The sequence below is a fragment of the Neobacillus sp. SM06 genome (assembly GCF_050496765.1).
Taxonomy (GTDB): Bacteria; Bacillota; Bacilli; order Bacillales; family Cytobacillaceae; genus JAEVLT01.
Window position 1 is genome coordinate 117,344 of sequence record NZ_JBNWEO010000011.1, and the last position, 18,356, is coordinate 135,699.

The 18,356-nt window shown below is 44.4% G+C and carries 7 protein-coding genes, 21 tRNA genes and 2 rRNA genes; 1 reads left to right on the forward strand and 29 read right to left on the reverse strand.

Annotated elements, in window-relative coordinates; translation table 11 throughout:
- Entirely contained in the window at positions 1–1,404 is a 1,404-nt protein-coding gene (locus ACQYAD_RS03825) for an isochorismate synthase (RefSeq protein ID WP_430235768.1), read from the reverse strand.
- Positions 1,405–1,730: 326 nt separating this feature from the next.
- Between ACQYAD_RS03825 and ACQYAD_RS03830 the strand changes: the two genes are divergently transcribed.
- Positions 1,731–2,666: a 1,4-dihydroxy-2-naphthoate polyprenyltransferase gene (locus ACQYAD_RS03830; RefSeq protein ID WP_430235770.1), complete on the forward strand. Its 936-nt coding sequence runs from the start codon at positions 1,731–1,733 to the stop codon at positions 2,664–2,666.
- A 170-nt stretch (positions 2,667–2,836) separates the two neighbouring features.
- Here ACQYAD_RS03830 and ACQYAD_RS03835 read toward each other — a convergent pair whose 3' ends face one another.
- From ACQYAD_RS03835 to ACQYAD_RS03970, 28 genes are all read right to left on the reverse strand, one after another.
- A complete protein-coding gene (locus tag ACQYAD_RS03835) occupies positions 2,837–5,236 on the reverse strand; it encodes a glycogen/starch/alpha-glucan phosphorylase (RefSeq protein ID WP_430235773.1) in 2,400 nt (799 codons plus the stop codon).
- Entirely contained in the window at positions 5,226–6,677 is a 1,452-nt protein-coding gene (glgA, locus tag ACQYAD_RS03840; RefSeq protein ID WP_430235776.1) for a glycogen synthase GlgA, read from the reverse strand. Before glgA ends, ACQYAD_RS03835 begins: the two co-directional genes overlap by 11 nt.
- Positions 6,674–7,705, reverse strand: coding sequence for a sugar phosphate nucleotidyltransferase (locus ACQYAD_RS03845; RefSeq protein ID WP_430235779.1), 1,032 nt, complete (start codon positions 7,703–7,705; stop codon positions 6,674–6,676). Before ACQYAD_RS03845 ends, glgA begins: the two co-directional genes overlap by 4 nt.
- A gap of 85 nt (positions 7,706–7,790) precedes the next feature.
- On the reverse strand, positions 7,791–8,936 hold the full coding sequence (locus tag ACQYAD_RS03850; RefSeq protein ID WP_430235782.1) for a glucose-1-phosphate adenylyltransferase: 1,146 nt from the start codon (positions 8,934–8,936) through the stop codon (positions 7,791–7,793).
- A complete protein-coding gene (gene glgB / locus ACQYAD_RS03855) occupies positions 8,884–10,824 on the reverse strand; it encodes a 1,4-alpha-glucan branching protein GlgB (RefSeq protein ID WP_430235784.1) in 1,941 nt (646 codons plus the stop codon). Before glgB ends, ACQYAD_RS03850 begins: the two co-directional genes overlap by 53 nt.
- 1,125 nt (positions 10,825–11,949) lie before the next feature.
- Positions 11,950–12,021 (reverse strand) — tRNA-Glu (locus ACQYAD_RS03860).
- A gap of 7 nt (positions 12,022–12,028) precedes the next feature.
- A tRNA-Ser gene (locus ACQYAD_RS03865) sits at positions 12,029–12,119 on the reverse strand.
- A gap of 3 nt (positions 12,120–12,122) precedes the next feature.
- Positions 12,123–12,197 (reverse strand) — tRNA-Asn (locus ACQYAD_RS03870).
- Between the two features lie 132 nt (positions 12,198–12,329).
- Positions 12,330–12,406: transfer RNA gene (locus ACQYAD_RS03875), tRNA-Ile, on the reverse strand.
- 4 nt (positions 12,407–12,410) lie between these two features.
- Positions 12,411–12,484 (reverse strand) — tRNA-Gly (locus ACQYAD_RS03880).
- 13 nt (positions 12,485–12,497) lie between these two features.
- A tRNA-His gene (locus ACQYAD_RS03885) sits at positions 12,498–12,573 on the reverse strand.
- Positions 12,574–12,611: 38 nt separating this feature from the next.
- Positions 12,612–12,684 (reverse strand) — tRNA-Phe (locus ACQYAD_RS03890).
- A 557-nt stretch (positions 12,685–13,241) separates the two neighbouring features.
- Positions 13,242–13,318, reverse strand: a tRNA-Asp gene (locus tag ACQYAD_RS03895).
- 3 nt (positions 13,319–13,321) lie between these two features.
- Positions 13,322–13,395: transfer RNA gene (locus tag ACQYAD_RS03900), tRNA-Met, on the reverse strand.
- Between the two features lie 306 nt (positions 13,396–13,701).
- A tRNA-Ser gene (locus tag ACQYAD_RS03905) sits at positions 13,702–13,794 on the reverse strand.
- Positions 13,795–13,811: 17 nt separating this feature from the next.
- Positions 13,812–13,888, reverse strand: a tRNA-Ile gene (locus ACQYAD_RS03910).
- Between the two features lie 288 nt (positions 13,889–14,176).
- Positions 14,177–14,253, reverse strand: a tRNA-Met gene (locus tag ACQYAD_RS03915).
- A gap of 25 nt (positions 14,254–14,278) precedes the next feature.
- A tRNA-Ala gene (locus ACQYAD_RS03920) sits at positions 14,279–14,354 on the reverse strand.
- A 13-nt stretch (positions 14,355–14,367) separates the two neighbouring features.
- Positions 14,368–14,444: transfer RNA gene (locus ACQYAD_RS03925), tRNA-Pro, on the reverse strand.
- Between the two features lie 7 nt (positions 14,445–14,451).
- A tRNA-Arg gene (locus ACQYAD_RS03930) sits at positions 14,452–14,525 on the reverse strand.
- Positions 14,526–14,532: 7 nt separating this feature from the next.
- Positions 14,533–14,621 (reverse strand) — tRNA-Leu (locus ACQYAD_RS03935).
- Between the two features lie 5 nt (positions 14,622–14,626).
- Positions 14,627–14,701, reverse strand: a tRNA-Gly gene (locus ACQYAD_RS03940).
- A 9-nt stretch (positions 14,702–14,710) separates the two neighbouring features.
- Positions 14,711–14,795: transfer RNA gene (locus tag ACQYAD_RS03945), tRNA-Leu, on the reverse strand.
- Positions 14,796–14,809: 14 nt separating this feature from the next.
- Positions 14,810–14,885 (reverse strand) — tRNA-Lys (locus ACQYAD_RS03950).
- Positions 14,886–14,892: 7 nt separating this feature from the next.
- Positions 14,893–14,968: transfer RNA gene (locus ACQYAD_RS03955), tRNA-Thr, on the reverse strand.
- A gap of 15 nt (positions 14,969–14,983) precedes the next feature.
- A tRNA-Val gene (locus ACQYAD_RS03960) sits at positions 14,984–15,059 on the reverse strand.
- An 8-nt stretch (positions 15,060–15,067) separates the two neighbouring features.
- Positions 15,068–15,184, reverse strand: a 5S ribosomal RNA gene (gene rrf / locus ACQYAD_RS03965).
- Between the two features lie 129 nt (positions 15,185–15,313).
- A 23S ribosomal RNA gene (locus ACQYAD_RS03970) occupies positions 15,314–18,250 on the reverse strand.
- Positions 18,251–18,356: the final 106 nt, after the last annotated feature.

Consider the following 18,356-nt stretch of genomic DNA (forward strand, 5'->3'; position numbering starts at 1 on the left):
TCAATTTCCTCCAAGTGCTCGAAGCATTGGTCTAAACTTCAAACTTGTTTCTGAATACTCACTTTCTGAATTAGAATTGGCGACAACCCCGCAGCCGGCAAAAAGGGAAGCTTCTTGTCCTTGGATCAGCCCTGATCGTATCGAAACGGCAAACTCACCATTTCCTTTATAATCAACCCAACCGAGTGGAGCTGCGTAAAACCCGCGATCCAATTGTTCAACTTGGCGAATTTTGTCAACCGCTTCCTTTTTGGGCAGTCCGCCGAGTGCAGGTGTTGGGTGAAGGCTTTCAACAAAATGAAGCAGTGAGATCCCTTGCTTGCTTTTTCCGATAACCGGTGTATAAAGATGCTGAATATCGCGCATTTTCATTAACTGCGGCTTGTCCGGCAGAACCACCCGTTCGCACGACTTCTCCAACGCTTCCTTAATCATTTCAACAACATAATGGTGTTCAATCAAATTTTTATGATCGTTCAGCAGTTCATTCCCGAATGCTTCATCCTCCGCAACTGTGCTGCCTCGCGAAATCGAGCCGGCAAGGCAGGTTGAAAAAACATCGTTTCCCTGCTTTTTTACAAGCCGCTCCGGAGATGCACCGAGAAAGCAGTCGCCGTTTGCTTCAAAGGCAAAAATAAAGCTTTCATGCTGCTCTTTTAGCAAGCGGGACAAAACGGTTCCTGCTTCAACAGCATCGTCAAAATAAAGCCGTAATTCCCTTGCAAGAACGACTTTTTTCAATACCCCGTCTGCTTTTAAATCGGTAACAATTTCATCGACGGAAGCCTTCCATTGATCAGGTGAAATTTCTTTTGTTTTTACGATAGTAGGGTTTTCTGCTTTCAGATCCTTTTGCAGCATAGGGAATAGCTGATTTCTTTCCTTTGTGATGTTGTTTAGTAGTTCAAGATCATCATGCTGGGTACAGACAATATTGGTAGTTAAATAAGCTTTTCCTTTAATAACACTAAGCATATATTTAGGGATATGGAACAGTGAATCAGCAAATTTTGACCATAACGCTGTCTTTGGTTTATACGGATCAAACGAGAAACCGCCAAACATTAGGGGTCCAATGGCATTTTCCGCAAACGGATTAAGAACGATGCTTTCTTTCAAAAAACCCTTCCAATTTTTCTCAACATGAAAAAAGCGGTCAGCAGCCTGATCCGATTGGATTTGTTTCGCGATTCCGATACCGGCCAGAATGATCTCATCCAAAGGATCTTTCCAAAAAAACCGTTCGCCAAAATACTTTTCTTTCCCTATTTGAAAAAAGAATAAGGGATCTGCCGGCTCCACACGATGAACTTCACTCAGCAAAACTGGCCGTCCCAGTTGCTTAGCCCGATTGATCGCCGTAAGCCCCTTTTCGATTAACTCCGATTCTTGAATGGTAACCAAAAAAATCCCTCCAAAACAGCCATTTACGACTGTAATCCATTCATCTACAGCTTATTTTAAGATACTACTCCAATTGGAACAATGTCAACAACCCGATATTCGTGGACGTGTACATTCCTTATTATATATGAAAACTTCTTTGCTGAGCGAAACGAATGTTGTTGAATGATTTCCTCAATTATCCAGATGAGGATAGCCTTTGTTATTTAGCTAACAGAAAGTCATTGACACTCGGAGATGGATTCCATAAACTTAGTTTTGGGAAAATAGGTTTCAAATTGAACGAAATTAATAGAGAGATTTATTTTTAAAGGGGAGAGGAAATTATGCAGCCGCATGTAAGGTCGAATTCCAAACCAGCTGTGGAGGCGAATCGGGGCTTTCAAGTATGGTGGCAAATGACGCGCCCGCACACCTTAACCGCTTCATTTGTTCCTGTATTGCTTGGCACTGCTCTTGCATTACGATATGGAAAAATCAACTTCAGTCTTTTTTTCGCTATGTTGTTTGCGAGTCTCTTGATTCAAGCAGCGACAAATATGTTTAACGAGTACTATGATTTCAAGCGCGGGCTTGATACAGAGCATTCAGTCGGAATCGGCGGTTCGATCGTCCGCGATGGCATCAAACCGGTAACTGTTATGAAAATAGCACTAAGTTTTTATGGTATTGCCTTGTTGTTAGGAATCTATATTTCTGCAAACAGTAGCTGGTGGCTTGCGGTAATCGGTGCATTCAGCATGGCGGTCGGTTATTTTTACACGGGAGGGCCGGTTCCGATTGCCTATACGCCCTTTGGCGAGCTTGTAGCTGGATTTTTTATGGGGATGCTGATTGTGTTAATTGCGTTCTTTATCCAGACGGGAACTGTTGATGCAACAAGCGTGCTTGTTTCAATTCCGATTATGATTCTTGTCGGCGAAATCCTGTTATCGAACAATATTCGCGACCTTGATGGTGATAAAGAAAACGGGCGCAAGACGCTTGCAATTCTGTTAGGAAAAAGAAGAGCCATCTATTTGTTAGCTGGTCTGTTCACTTTATCTTATCTTTGGGCATTCTTGCTCATCATCACCGGGGTCGCTCCTGCATGGATCGCAATTGTGATTTTAAGCGTACCGAAAGCGATCAAGGCGACGCAAGGATTTATTAAAAACAACCTGCCGATCCATATGGCACCAGCCATGAAAGCAACCGCGCAAACCAATACTTTCTTTGGCTTCTTGCTTGCGATTGGCCTGTTTATAGGACATTATTTTTAAACGAAAGAGCTCCCGCCGTTTCAGGCAATGGAGCTCTTTTTTTACAAGTTTTTTTTACGAATATAAGAGAAATTCGACGATATTTGTCTTGAATTCGACGTTTTCGGGATTAATTCAACGCCATTTCCAAGGAATTCTGCAGCTTCATAGCTTATCTCAAAACAGCAGCTTCAATGACGTACCTGTCTTATGTTCCAAATCCCATCTGCATATTCCTGAATCGTCCGGTCACTCGAAAAATAACCGGCATTCGCGATATTGATCAGGCTCTTTTGATACCAGTCGGATCGTTTTTTATACGCTTGCTCCACCTGCTTTTGTGTTTCGGTGTAAGATGCGAAATCCCTTAAGACAAAAAATTGATCATTTTCGGCCAACAGCGAATCAAAGATTGGCTCAAATTCATTATGAACATTCGGGAAAAACCCATTCACCAGCTGATCAACAACCTGCTTGATCCGATGATCATGATGGTAATATTCAATCGACTGATAGCCTCCATGCTGCAAGTAATGCAGTACTTCGTCCGCAGTCAGACCAAATGTAAAAATGTTTTCATCCCCTACAAGCTCGCGAATTTCAATATTTGCCCCGTCCAATGTGCCAACAGTCAAGGCACCGTTGAGCATAAACTTCATATTACCAGTGCCGGAAGCTTCCTTTGAAGCAGTCGAAATTTGCTCGCTGATATCAGCTGCCGGGAAAACTTTTTCTGCCAGTGACACACGGTAATTTTCCAAAAAAATGACTTTCATCCGCTCAGCAATCTGCGGATCATTGTTTACTTTTTGGGCAACCGTGTTAATCAGCTTGATTATTTTTTTCGCATAATAATAACCAGGAGAAGCTTTGGCTCCAAAAATAAATACCCTTGGTTCCATCTCAAAACTTGAATCTTCTCTCATCCGGTTGTATAAGTGCATAATGTGCAAAATATTTAACAACTGTCTTTTATAAGCATGAAGCCTTTTGACTTGTACGTCAAAAATCGCTGCTGAATCCACCTGCATCCCTGTTTGTTTAAAAATCAGATTGGCAAGCCGCTGTTTATTCGCGATTTTGATCGAATGCAATTGTTCCAGAAGCGCAGGATCGGTCTTCATTTCCAACAAGCGGATTAACTCGCTTGGCGATTGTGTCCATGACGAGCCGATGGAATCATTGATCAGCTCCGACAATAGCGGATTTGCTTTCAACAGCCAGCGGCGATGGGCGATTCCATTCGTCTTATTATTAAATTTTTCAGGAAACAGCTGGTAAAACCCCTTCATTTCCCGCTGTTTTAAAATTTCCGTATGAAGCTTGGCAACACCATTGACGCTAAAGCTGCCAACAATAGCCAAATGCGCCATTTTTACTTGGTCATGTGCGATAATGGCCAAGTTTTCAATCCGTTTCCAATCTCCTGGATACCGCTCCCACAAATCTCTGCAAAAGCGCTCGTTTATTTCATTGACAATTTGATAAATTCGAGGCAGCAGTGGTTGAAAAATCCGGATTGGCCATTTTTCCAACGCCTCTGTTAAGGTCGTATGGTTTGTGTACGATATCGTCTTCGTCGTAATCTTCCAGGCTTCCTCCCAGCCTATCCCTTCTTCATCAAGCAAAATTCGCATTAATTCTGGGATTGCAAGCACTGGATGTGTATCGTTGATATGGATACATACATATTCATTGAGTTTGCGCAAATGCCCGTGCTGTTTCCGGTGATCCTGCAAAATGGTTTGCAAACTGGCTGAAACTAAGAAATATTGCTGCTTTAGCCGCAAGATTTTGCCTTCATCATGCGTATCATCCGGATACAGAAGCTCCGAGACAGATTCTGTTTCACGCTTATAGCGCAAAATATCTCTGTTAACAGGGAACTGGGAAGGTTCGGCACTCCACAACCTCAACGTATTGACCGTCTTTGATTGATACCCAATGACCGGGATGTCATGGGGAACCGCTGTGATCGTCTCGGCATGAATATGTTCAAACGTGAGCCGGCCAGTGACTTCTTTCATTTCAACTTCGCCCCAAAAGGAAACTTTAACAGAGAGATCTGGTTTGCGGACTTCCCATACATTGCCGCCGCGAAGCCATTGTTCCGGCAATTCTACTTGATACCCATCAACAAACTTTTGTTCAAACAGGCCATGCTTGTAGCGGATGCCATATCCATGGCCAGGCAAATTCAGAGAAGCGAGAGAATCTAGGAAACAGGCAGCAAGGCGGCCCAAACCGCCGTTCCCTAAACCGGCATCTGCTTCCATCTCTTCAATCTCACCCAACTCAATCCCTAGCTGTAGCAAGCCTTCCTCAACCGTCGCTTCAATGCCAAGATTGATTAAATTTTGCCGCAGCAGCTTGCCTAATAAATACTCAATCGACAAATAGTATACTTGTTTTTCGTTCGTATTGCGATTTTGCTCATTTGTCCGGATCCAATCGTTGCTGACGTATTCACGGATCATCTGGCCGAGCGTCTGATATTGATCCGCTGCCGTGCTTTCCGCAAAACTTTTCCCGCATAACATTTCCAGTCTTTTTAAAAAAGTCGTCTTAAACTCCGTTATGCTAGAAAACATGCGTTTCACTCCTCGATACTAAATCTGCGTACAATTGATTGTACTGAAACGCGGATTGCGCCCAGCTATAGTCCAGTCGCATCGCATTTTTTACGATCTCCGGCCAATCCTCCTGATTTTGATAAAAGCTGACAGCTCTCCGAATCGTATAAAGCATATCGTGGGCATTAAAATTGGAGAAGGTAAATCCGTTCCCTTCTTTTGTATATTCATTCCAAGCCGTCACGGTATCATTTAATCCACCGATTTCCCGGACAATCGGTACTGCACCGTATTTCATGGCAATGAGCTGCCCAAGCCCGCAAGGTTCAAACAGTGATGGCATTAAAAATAAATCTGCAGCCGCATAGAGCCGGTGAGCCAATTCCTCATTAAAACCAAGATATACATCCATCTTCTCCGGAAATTGCTGTGCTGTGTGCCAAAGAAAATGCTCAAACTCATAATCACCAGACCCGAGAATCACAACTTGGACATCATCCTGAAGGATTTCGTGCAACACACGCTGGATGAGATCCAGTCCTTTTTGTTTCGTCAGCCGGGAGACCATTACAATCAATGGAGTATCTTCCTTTTCCGGCAATTGAAACAGCTGTTGAATCGCCGTTTTATTTGCGGCTTTCCCGGAAAAATCGTGGTAATCGTATGGCTGATCGATCAGCAAATCGTTTTTTGGGTCGTAAAAATCTTCATCAATTCCATTTAAAATGCCAATAAGGTCTTCCCCTCTTGCCCTTAGTAATCCGTCCAATTTTTCACCAAATGTAGGTGTTTGGATTTCATTCTTGTACGATGGGCTGACAGTCGTAATCTTATCAGCGGCCACAAGCGCACCTTTCATGAAATTGATATTTCCGTAAAACTCGAGCTGATCCGGACGGAAAAATTCATCGCCAAGCCCAAGCAGATCCCGCAGTGTTTCTTTTGGAAAAATCCCTTGGAATTGCAGATTATGAATTGTGAATACAGTCTTGATTAGCCCGAAGTTTTTCCGCTTGTAATATTCTACCCGCAGTAAATATGGGATCATGGCTGTATGCCAATCATGACAATGGAGAACGTCCGGAAAAAAGTCCAAATGGGTCAATGCTTCCAAAACGGCCCGATTGAAATAAGCAAACCGTTCGCCATCATCGAAATAGCCATACAAACGATCTCGGTTAAAATAATATTCATTGTCGATAAAATAATAGGTTATACCTTGGTACTCAAGCTCTTCAATACCGCAATACTGATTTCTCCAGCCAACGGAAACGGTGAACTCTTTCACTTTTTTCATTTCCGATTTAAACTTTTGCGCAATTGTCCCGTATTTCGGAAGCATGATCCGCACATCGGTGCCAAGCATTTTTAATTCTTTTGGAAGAGAACCGGCAACATCGGCCAGTCCCCCCGTTTTTACAAATGGTCCACATTCTGAAACAGCAAACAAAACTTTCACGAATTCATCAACGCTCCTTGAACCGTACTTTTTGGAATGACATAAGGACTTTGGGCAGTGCCTGTTAGCACTGTACCGTCCTCAATTTTTACATCTTTATCGAGAATGACGGAATCAAGGTAGCAATTCTCGCCAATTTGACATTTTTGCATAATTATGCAATTTTTCAAAACGGCTCCTTTGCCGATTTTCACTCCTCTTGAGACAATGCTATTCTCTACTTTTCCGCGAATTAAACAGCCATTGGCAACCATCGAATTCTTAACCTCAGCACCTTTTAGGTAACGAGTCGGCGGTTCATCTTTTACTTTTGTTAAAATCGGCTGTTCTTTCACGAAAACCCTTCTCCATACTTCCGGATTCAATAATTCCATATTAGTCGAATAATAACTTTGAATCGAGTCAACCATTGCAGTATAACCATGGTATTGATAGTGACAAATAGCGTATGAATGATAAAGATCTTCAACTACATCTTTCATACAGGAATATCCGGTTTCATTTCTTGTCTCAATTAAGTTGATTAATAGTGAAGTTTTGATCAAATACATTTCCAACGATTGACCCTGTTCGTTTACAACTTCCGTCACATCGCACTCCGAAGCAATATGCCACTTTACCAAAGAGGTAAAATTCAGATTAAAAACAGTATAGCAATTGGTAATTAACGAATATTCTTGGGTACTTCTATAGAAATAATCCAAATTGGCGGCAAAATGGTGAAATGAACCAATCCGATTGTCTTCATACTCCACAAGGGGTGATGGGAAAAAGAACAACCCATCCCGTTTTCGATTCAAATCCCAATTCTTTCCCGATTCAAGATGATCCATTAATGCACGATATTGCATTTTTGGAAAAATCGCTACGCTTCTGATGCCTGAATTAACCATATTCGAGAGTACAAAATCGATAATGCGATACCTCCCTGCAAACGGCAAGGCAGCAAGCGATCGATGGTCAATCAGATCTTTTAAATCTTCATGATAAGTAGTTGCATCTATAACCCCTAACAGCTTTTTCTTCAACTAGAGTCCCTCCTGATATGATTAAAGCTCATAGTAAATGTGGTAATGCATAAGCGCAGCAATTAATTGTGTCACAGCAATCCCTTTAATAAGCAGAATACAAGCCCGTGACCATTTCTTCTGTTACAAGGATGATTTCGCCAACATCTGAGCGGATGACCATACCATCGGGAATCGTTAAATCGCAAGGAACAATTGCTTTTCCCAAATAAACGTTCTCCCCAATTTTCGCATCCGGCATGACAACTGATTCCCGGATCACGCTCCCTTTCCCCACGCTGACTCCTTGAAACAGTACCGAGTTCTCAATTTCCCCTTCGATCACGCAGCCTTCATTGACAAAGGATTCCTTCACCGTTGCTTCTGGTGAAATATACTGTGGCGGCTGATTCGGATTAACCGTGTAAATTTTCCAGTCAGCATCAAACAAATCCAATTCACTATCCTCATTTAGAAGATCCATATTGGCTTCCCATAGGCTTCGGACCGTTCCTACGTCTTTCCAATACCCTTTAAACGGATAAGCATAGAGCTTTTTCTGTTCTTCCAGCAACAGCGGAATTACATCTTTTCCAAAATCATGGGTCGAATTTGGATTTCGTTCATCCATTTCTAAAAACTCTTTTAAAATAGTCCAATTAAAAATATAAATTCCCATTGAGGCCAAATTGTTTTTCGGTTCTGCCGGTTTTTCCTCAAAATCAATGATTCTCTTTTCATCATTCGTATCCATAATTCCGAATCGGCTCGCTTCTCCCCATGGAACCTCGATAACGGAAATCGTTACATCCGCACCGCGGTCAATATGGTACTCCAGCATATTTTCATAGTTCATTTTATAAATATGGTCGCCGGAAAGAATCAGGACATACTCAGGCTGGTACTGTTTTAAATAATTTAAATTTTGATAGATTGCGCTCGCTGTTCCGGTATACCATTTCACCTCGGATGACTCGCTATATGGCGGAAGAACGGTCACCCCTCCATCTTTCCGATCCAAATCCCACGCACTGCCGATGCCGATATAGGAGTTTAATAGAAGCGGCTGGTATTGCGTTAAAACTCCAACTGTTTCAATTCCCGAGTTTGTGCAATTGCTTAAAGTAAAATCAATGATTCGATATTTCCCGCCAAACGGTACCGCAGGCTTTGCTAAATTCTTTGTGAGCGAATTAAGCCTACTTCCTTTCCCGCCTGCCAGTAACATGGCCACGCACTTCTTCTTTGCCATTTCCTTTTCTCTCCTTTCTCTTCTTAACTGGTCTTAACATGACGATGCCAAACGGCGGAATCGTTAGTTTCAAAGAATACGGCTTGCCATGGAACGGAATCTCTTCCGCTTTGATTACCTTCTTATTGACAGCTCCTGTTCCACCAAATTCCTCTTTATCACTATTGAAAATTTCGCGGTATTCGCCTGATTCGGGGATGCCGATGCGATAGTCTTGATAGTTAACCGCAGTAAAATTGCAAACAACCGCAATAAATTCTTTTTCATTTTTTCCTTTGCGAATAAAGGAAAAGATTGACTGCTCGCTATTATTCACATCGATCCATTCAAATCCTTCGTGCAGATGATCCATTTCATATAAAGCTTTTGTACGTTTATATACTTTTGTTAACTCTTTAACATATTCATTTACACTGCGGTGCATGTCATAATCTAACAAATTCCAATCCAGCTGTTCTTTATCTTTCCATTCCGAAAATTGTCCAAGTTCAAAACCCATGAACAGGAGTTTTTTTCCAGGGTGAGCAAACATGTAGCCTAGTAATAATCGCAGCTGCGCAAATTTTTCCCAATAATGTCCAGGCATTTTATCAAGCAACGATTTTTTTCCGTGAACCACTTCATCGTGGGAAAAAGGTAAGACGAAGTTTTCCGAAAAGGCGTACAACAAAGAAAAGGTTACATTTTGATGTTTCGGAGTGCGAGAAAACGGGGGCGTCTCCATATATTCGAGCATGTCGTTCATCCAGCCCATATTCCATTTATAATCAAACCCCAAACCTCCGTAGTGCACTGGCGCTGTCACGTTCTGAAAATCTGTTGAATCTTCCCCCATCATTAAAAAGGATGGATCATGCTCATGGACAGTTTGATTTAATTTTTTCAAAAAGCTGATACCAAATGGATTTTCATGTTTCCCAGGCGAATTCGGCCAATAAATAATATTAGCAACCGCATCGACTCGAAAACCGTCGATATGATAATTCTCCATCCAAAATAGCGCGTTGGAGATGAGAAAACTTTGCACCTCAGATTTCCCTAAATCAAAATTGGCCGTTCCCCATACAGGATTTTCACGGTCAATCTCTTCACGGTAGGAAAAAATATGGCCTCCATCAAACTGGTACAATCCATGAGCATCTTTGCAAAAATGACCAGGAACCCAGTCAAGAATCACACCAATTCCATTTTGATGACATTGATCGATAAAAAACATTAACTCTTCGGGTGTGCCGTACCGTGAAGTGGGAGAGAAATAACCCGTTCCCTGGTATCCCCATGAAACGTCGAGCGGGTGCTCAACAAGAGGCAGCAGTTCAATATGGGTGAATCCATGCTCTTTGACATATGGAATCAATTCATCCGCCATTTCCCGATAAGTGAAAAATTCACCATCTTCTTTCTTTTTCCACGAACCGAAATGTACTTCATAAATAAGGATCGGTTCCGTTAAAGCGTTTTTCTTTTCTTTTTTGGCATTCCATTGAGAATCCTTCCAGTCATAGGTCTTGATGTTGTAGACAATGGAGGCCGTGTTTGGTCTGAGCTCTGAATAAAATGCAAATGGATCAGATTTAAGCTGGACACCGCCGTGTTCTGTAAAAATTTCATATTTATACAAGCTTCCTTCAAGGTCTTCATCAACGAAGAGGATCCAAATTCCTTGATCATTTATCTTTTCAAGTTCGTATCCTTCCCCGCACCACTGATTAAAATCGCCAGCCAATCGTACTTTTTGCGCATTGGGCGCCCATACGATAAAACGCGTACAAACCGAATTGGATTGTTTCAAAACATGCGCGCCGAAAAGCTGATGACTCTGAAAAAGATTTCCTTCATGGAACAAATGAATCTGATAATCTGTTGGATAGTAAGTATTCACTGCCATTCGATCCCTCATCCCTACTTAAAAAATATATTTCCGCATTATTATATTAATTCTCCAGATAAGTCAAAATTCCTTGAGATAATTTATTTATTTTTCTGACATATTAATCTATAAATCGATATAGTTTAATCGATTTGCGCTAGAATTATGTCGAATTTAAAGTTTTTGCGTCACAAATCGACACAATCCTGCATTATTTCACAAAATTCTTCACTTCATAAAAATTTTTCTTGTTTAGAGGGAGACTGCTTATTTGTTTCGGTTGTCTACTTTTGTGGAATTTTTTTCGGAACGGTTTATTAAAAACAAAGAGAATATTATTGTATGTATAATAATTTTCTGGTCTAAGGGATTTAAAAAAGAGTATACATTTTATTCAAAAAGGAAGAAATAAGGAGAAAGCGGCTGTCGAGGTACTCGTGTTTCTTTGAATTTATATTTCCATGAAAAAGTAGAAATGGAAGCCTGTTACCCGCTCTTTTCAGTTCACGAATCGACCTCGAAACAGGGAGCCCAACAACGGCAAAGTAATCACCGTGTAGTTATATGTTAAAATTAGAAATAATTCTTTGAAGTTTGCAACTAATCTTTTTGTAAATCCAAACATCCGGCTGCCAAGCCTCATATGATCCCATTAATACTTATTGGCGAATACCCTTTCATCGTGCATCATACGCCTGCTTTGATTCCCTTTTTCGCTGGACTTCACCCTTTTCGGGAATCATACACCCGCTTTGATTCCCATTTTTGCAGAGCTTCATCCTTTTTGGGAATCATACACCCGCTTTGATTCCCGTTTTTGCGAATCTTCACCCTTTTTGGGAATCATACACCCGCTTTGATTCCCATTTTTGCAGAACTTCATCCTTTTTGGGCATCATACGCCTGCTTTGAATCCCGTTTTTGCGGAGCTTCATCCTTTTTGGGAATCATAGGCTCCAATCAATCATGATTGAGAAGCAGTCTTTTTGTCTATTGTAAAACCTGAGAATTGGGCATTAGGAAAACTAAAAAAAGATTTTGAGTCATTCTATCTGATAGACATCTTTTTAATATAAAAAGGGGCGACATATAAATTTTGATATACGAAAAAAGCTGATAACGTTTGTTATCAGCTTTTGCAAATGACCCCTACGGGATTCGAACCCGTGTTACCGCCGTGAAAGGGCGGTGTCTTAACCGCTTGACCAAGGGGCCAAAGTTCTGGCGGAGAAGGAGGGATTTGAACCCTCGCGCCGGTTACCCGACCTACACCCTTAGCAGGGGCGCCTCTTCAGCCACTTGAGTACTTCTCCATATGGCTCCGCAGGTAGGATTCGAACCTACGACCGATCGGTTAACAGCCGATAGCTCTACCACTGAGCTACTGCGGAATAATTATATTTGATTCATAAACCCATGTTCCCACCTCATTTTGTTGAGCCAAAATAAGGTTCGATGGGTATAACTCGAAACATATACATTACGTTTTGTTCGTTTCTGCCACGAAACTGATGAAAAAATAATGGTGGGCCTAAATGGACTTGAACCATCGACCTCACGCTTATCAGGCGTGCGCTCTAACCAGCTGAGCTATAGGCCCATTATGGAGCGGGTGATGGGAATCGAACCCACGACATCAGCTTGGAAGGCTGGAGTTTTACCATTAAACTACACCCGCATAGATTTTTAAATGGGGCGACTGATGGGAATCGAACCCACGAATGCCAGAGCCACAATCTGGTGCGTTAACCACTTCGCCACAGCCGCCATCATAAAATGATTGTAGTTAACGACAACAAGTAAGGTGGCTCGGGACGGAATCGAACCGCCGACACAAGGATTTTCAGTCCTTTGCTCTACCGACTGAGCTACCGAGCCATATTATTAAAGAACCCTAAAATTATTTCACAATCGTCCTTTGTTCGAAAGAATCTCTCGATCTTTCTCACATGTTGCACCGGAAGCTTATTCACAGATGCAAGCAACATGCTCTACCGACTGAGCTACCGAGCCATATTATTAAAGAACCCTAAAATTATTTCACAATCGTCCTTTGTTCGAAAGAATCTCTCGATCTTTCTCACATGTTGCACCGGAAGCTTATTCACAGATGCAAGCAACATGCTCTACCGACTGAGCTACCGAGCCATATTATTAAAGAACCCTAAAATTATTTCACAATCGTCCTTTGTTCGAAAGAATCTTACGATCTTTCTCACATGTTGCACCGGGAGCTTATTCACAGATGTGAGCAACATGCTCTACCGACTGAGCTACCGAGCCATTTTATTTTAATAACCTAAACTATTTCCCAATTGTCCTTTGTTCGAAAGAATCTCTCGATCTTTCTCACATGTTGCACCGGAAGCTTATTCACAGATGCAAGTAACATGCTCTACTGACTGAGCTACCGAGCCGTATTATTTTAATTATAGTGGCGGTCTGGACGGGACTCGAACCCGCGACCTCCTGCGTGACAGGCAGGCATTCTAACCAACTGAACTACCAGACCAGATTGCGGGGGCAGGATTTGAACCTGCGACCTTCGGGTTATGAGCCCGACGAGCTACCGGACTGCTCCACCCCGCGATAATAAAAAAGTATTTATTTTTTCCATGCCCTTAGATAGCATTGGACTGTCCTCAACTCAAAAGGCTTATTCAAGATGCTGTTCGTTGAGTACAACTCGCAGATAATTCAACGATGCTTTGCTCGTTGCTCCACCCCGCGATAATAAAAAAGTATTTATTTTTTCCATGCCCTTAGATAGCATTGGACTGTCCTCAACTCAAAAGGCTTATTCAAGATGCTGTTCGTTGAGTACAACTCGCAGATAATTCAACGATGCTTTGCTCGTTGCTCCACCCCGCGATAATAAAAAGTACTACATTTAAATGGCGGAGGAAGAGGGATTCGAACCCCCGCGCGGTTTAACCCGCCTGTCGGTTTTCAAGACCGATCCCTTCAGCCAGACTTGGGTATTCCTCCATAAATATAAGTATTAATGGTGGACCTTGTAGGACTCGAACCTACGACCGGACGGTTATGAGCCGTCTGCTCTAACCAGCTGAGCTAAAGGTCCAAATATAGTTCTCTTTACTTTTTTATGTCTGTCCCCATCTCAGTAAGACTATTCATGTTGTGGCTCGATGGGTACAACTCGTAGAGTATTCTTAGAAGCCCGGCTCGTTGCTCTAACCAGCTGAGCTAAAGGTCCAAATATAGTTCTCTTTACCTTTTTATGTCTGTCCCCATCTCAGTAAGACTATTCATGTTGTGGCTCGATGGGTACAACTCGTAGAGTATTCTTAGAAGCTCGGCTCGTTGCTCTAACCAGCTGAGCTAATGATCCTTAAGGTAATATATATATTGGTAGCGGCGGAGGGGATCGAACCCCCGACCTTACGGGTATGAACCGTACGCTCTAGCCAGCTGAGCTACACCGCCAAATAAATGAATTATATGTTGATTTTGGTGGAGGATAGCGGGATCGAACCGCTGACCTCCTGCGTGCAAAGCAGGCGCTCTCCCAGCTGAGCTAATCCCCCAAAAAAAACTTGATGGTCGGGAAGACAGGATTCGAACCTGCGACCCCTTGGTCCCAAACCAAGTGCTCTACCAAGCTGAGCTACTTCCCGATACAAGCGCGCCCGAAAGGAGTCGAACCCATAACCTTCTGATCCGTAGTCAGACGCTCTATCCAATTGAGCTACGGGCGCATTTAAATGGTGCCGAGGACCGGAATCGAACCGGTACGGTAGTCACCTACCGCAGGATTTTAAGTCCTGTGCGTCTGCCAGTTCCGCCACCCCGGCAATAATGGAGCGGAAGACGGGATTCGAACCCGCGACCCCCACCTTGGCAAGGTGGTGTTCTACCACTGAACTACTTCCGCATTTTAAAATGGTGCGGGTGAAGGGAGTCGAACCCCCACGCCTTACGGCGCCAGATCCTAAGTCTGGTGCGTCTGCCAATTCCGCCACACCCGCATGTTCATTAAAAATGGTGAGCCATGAAGGACTCGAACCTTCGACCCTCTGATTAAAAGTCAGATGCTCTACCGACTGAGCTAATGGCTCGTACACATGGTGCCGGCCAGAGGACTTGAACCCCCAACCTACTGATTACAAGTCAGTTGCTCTACCAATTGAGCTAGACCGGCAAACAAAAAATTATATGGTGGAGGATGACGGGATCGAACCGCCGACCCTCTGCTTGTAAGGCAGATGCTCTCCCAGCTGAGCTAATCCTCCATACAATCGCCTGGCAGCGTCCTACTCTCGCAGGAACTTGCGTTCCAACTACCATCGGCGCTAAGAAGCTTAACTTCCGTGTTCGGTATGGGAACGGGTGTGACCTTCTCGCCATTGCCGCCAGACTATGGGCAAGACATGTTTTATTATAATGCCTTTTTCAATTTTTTCAAGAGAAAATTGAAAATTCATTCCCTCAAAACTAGGTAATCAAGAAGAAGTAAAGGAAGAACGAGTTCGCACATCAAATGATATTGGTTAAGTCCTCGATCGATTAGTATCAGTCAGCTCCACACGTCACCGCGCTTCCACCTCTGACCTATCAACCTGATCGTCTTTCAGGGATCTTACTAGCTTGACGCTATGGGAAATCTCATCTTGAGGGGGGCTTCATGCTTAGATGCTTTCAGCACTTATCCCGTCCGCACATAGCTACCCAGCGATGCCTTTGGCAAGACAACTGGTACACCAGCGGTGCGTCCATCCCGGTCCTCTCGTACTAAGGACAGCTCCTCTCAAATTTCCTGCGCCCACGACGGATAGGGACCGAACTGTCTCACGACGTTCTGAACCCAGCTCGCGTACCGCTTTAATGGGCGAACAGCCCAACCCTTGGGACCGACTACAGCCCCAGGATGCGATGAGCCGACATCGAGGTGCCAAACCTCCCCGTCGATGTGGACTCTTGGGGGAGATAAGCCTGTTATCCCCGGGGTAGCTTTTATCCGTTGAGCGATGGCCCTTCCATGCGGAACCACCGGATCACTAAGCCCGACTTTCGTCCCTGCTCGACTTGTAGGTCTCGCAGTCAAGCTCCCTTGTGCCTTTACACTCTACGAATGATTTCCAACCATTCTGAGGGAACCTTTGGGCGCCTCCGTTACTCTTTAGGAGGCGACCGCCCCAGTCAAACTGCCCACCTGACACTGTCTCCCACCCCGAGTGAGGGGTGCGGGTTAGAATTTCAATACAGCCAGGGTAGTATCCCACCGACGCCTCCACCGAAGCTGGCGCTCCGGTTTCTACGGCTCCTACCTATCCTGTACAAGCTGTACCGAAATTCAATATCAGGCTACAGTAAAGCTCCACGGGGTCTTTCCGTCCTGTCGCGGGTAACCTGCATCTTCACAGGTACTATAATTTCACCGAGTCTCTCGTTGAGACAGTGCCCAGATCGTTACGCCTTTCGTGCGGGTCGGAACTTACCCGACAAGGAATTTCGCTACCTTAGGACCGTTATAGTTACGGCCGCCGTTTACTGGGGCTTCAATTCAGAGCTTCGCTTTGCAGCTAACCCCTCCTCTTAACCTTCCAGCACCGGGCAGGCGTCAGCCCCTATACTTCGCCTTGCGGCTTCGCAGAGACCTGTGTTTTTGCTAAACAGTCGCCTGGGCCTATTCACTGCGGCTCTTCGGGGCGTAAACCCCAAAGAGCACCCCTTCTCCCGAAGTTACGGGGTCATTTTGCCGAGTTCCTTAACGAGAGTTCTCTCGCTCACCTTAGGATTCTCTCCTCGCCTACCTGTGTCGGTTTGCGGTACGGGCACCTTTTATCTCACTAGAGGCTTTTCTTGGCAGTGTGGAATCAGGAACTTCGGTACTCTATTTCCCTCGGCATCACAGCTCGAGCCTATTGCCAGCGGGATTTGCCTCGCTGACAGCCTAACTGCTTACACGCACATATCCAGCAGTGCGCTTACCCTATCCTCCTGCGTCCCCCCATCGCTCAAACAATAAAGAGGTGGTACAGGAATATCAACCTGTTGTCCATCGCCTACGCCTTTCGGCCTCGGCTTAGGTCCCGACTAACCCTGAGCGGACGAGCCTTCCTCAGGAAACCTTAGGCATTCGGTGGATGAGATTCTCACTCATCTTTCGCTACTCATACCGGCATTCTCACTTCTAAGCGCTCCACGGGTCCTTCCGATCCCGCTTCAACGCCCTTAGAACGCTCTCCTACCGCGGACACCATCGGTGTCCACCCACAGCTTCGGTGATACGTTTAGCCCCGGTACATTTTCGGCGCAGAGTCACTCGACCAGTGAGCTATTACGCACTCTTTAAATGGTGGCTGCTTCTAAGCCAACATCCTGGTTGTCTAAGCAACTCCACATCCTTTTCCACTTAACGTATACTTTGGGACCTTAGCTGGTGGTCTGGGCTGTTTCCCTTTTGACTACGGATCTTATCACTCGCAGTCTGACTCCCACGGATAAGTCTTTGGCATTCGGAGTTTGTCTGAATTCGGTAACCCGATGAGGGCCCCTAGTCCAAACAGTGCTCTACCTCCAAGACTCTTGCACGTGAGGCTAGCCCTAAAGCTATTTCGGAGAGAACCAGCTATCTCCAAGTTCGATTGGAATTTCTCCGCTACCCACACCTCATCCGCGCACTTTTCAACGTGCGTCGGTTCGGGCCTCCAGTAGGTGTTACCCTACCTTCACCCTGGACATGGGTAGATCACCTGGTTTCGGGTCTACGACCACATACTCTTACGCCCTAATTAAGACTCGCTTTCGCTGCGGCTCCGTCTCTTCAACTTAACCTTGCATGTAATCGTAACTCGCCGGTTCATTCTACAAAAGGCACGCCATTACGCAAAAACGCGCTTTGACTACTTGTAGGCACACGGTTTCAGGAACTGTTTCACTCCCCTTCCGGGGTGCTTTTCACCTTTCCCTCACGGTACTGGTTCACTATCGGTCACTAGGGAGTATTTAGCCTTGGGAGATGGTCGTCCCAGCTTCCGACCGGATTTCACGTGTCCGGCCGTACTCAGGATCCACTCAGGAGGGAACGAAGTTTCAACTACAGGGCTTTTACCTTCTACGGCAGACCTTTCCAGATCGCTTCATTTACCCCGTTCCTTTGTAACTCCATATTGAGTGTCCTACAACCCCGAAAGGCAAGCCTTTCGGTTTGGGCTGTTCCCGTTTCGCTCGCCGCTACTTGGGGAATCGCGTTTGCTTTCTCTTCCTCCGGGTACTTAGATGTTTCAGTTCCCCGGGTCTGCCTTCATTACCCTATGGATTCAGGTAAAGATACTGTTCCATTACGAACAGCGGGTTTCCCCATTCGGAAATCTCCGGATCAAAGCTTACTTACAGCTCCCCGAAGCATATCGGTGTTAGTCCCGTCCTTCATCGGCTCCTAGTGCCAAGGCATCCACCGTGCGCCCTTTCTAACTTAACCTACGGCTCATATAAGCTGTGCTTCTATTTCGCCTTGAAAAAGGTTGAAAATCTAAAATGGCGATCACTCGGTTCTTACTTGGTTACTTCTTCTATACGATTATCTA

Excerpts from the sequence above, each read along its gene's own strand:
- glgB (WP_430235784.1), bottom strand. The coding sequence starts at position 10,824 with ATGGCAGTGAATACTTACTATCCAACAGATTATCAGATTCATTTGTTC.
- ACQYAD_RS03850 (WP_430235782.1), bottom strand. The coding sequence starts at position 8,936 with ATGGCAAAGAAGAAGTGCGTGGCCATGTTACTGGCAGGCGGGAAAGGA.
- ACQYAD_RS03830 (WP_430235770.1), top strand. The coding sequence starts at position 1,731 with ATGCAGCCGCATGTAAGGTCGAATTCCAAACCAGCTGTGGAGGCGAAT.
- ACQYAD_RS03835 (WP_430235773.1), bottom strand. The coding sequence starts at position 5,236 with ATGTTTTCTAGCATAACGGAGTTTAAGACGACTTTTTTAAAAAGACTG.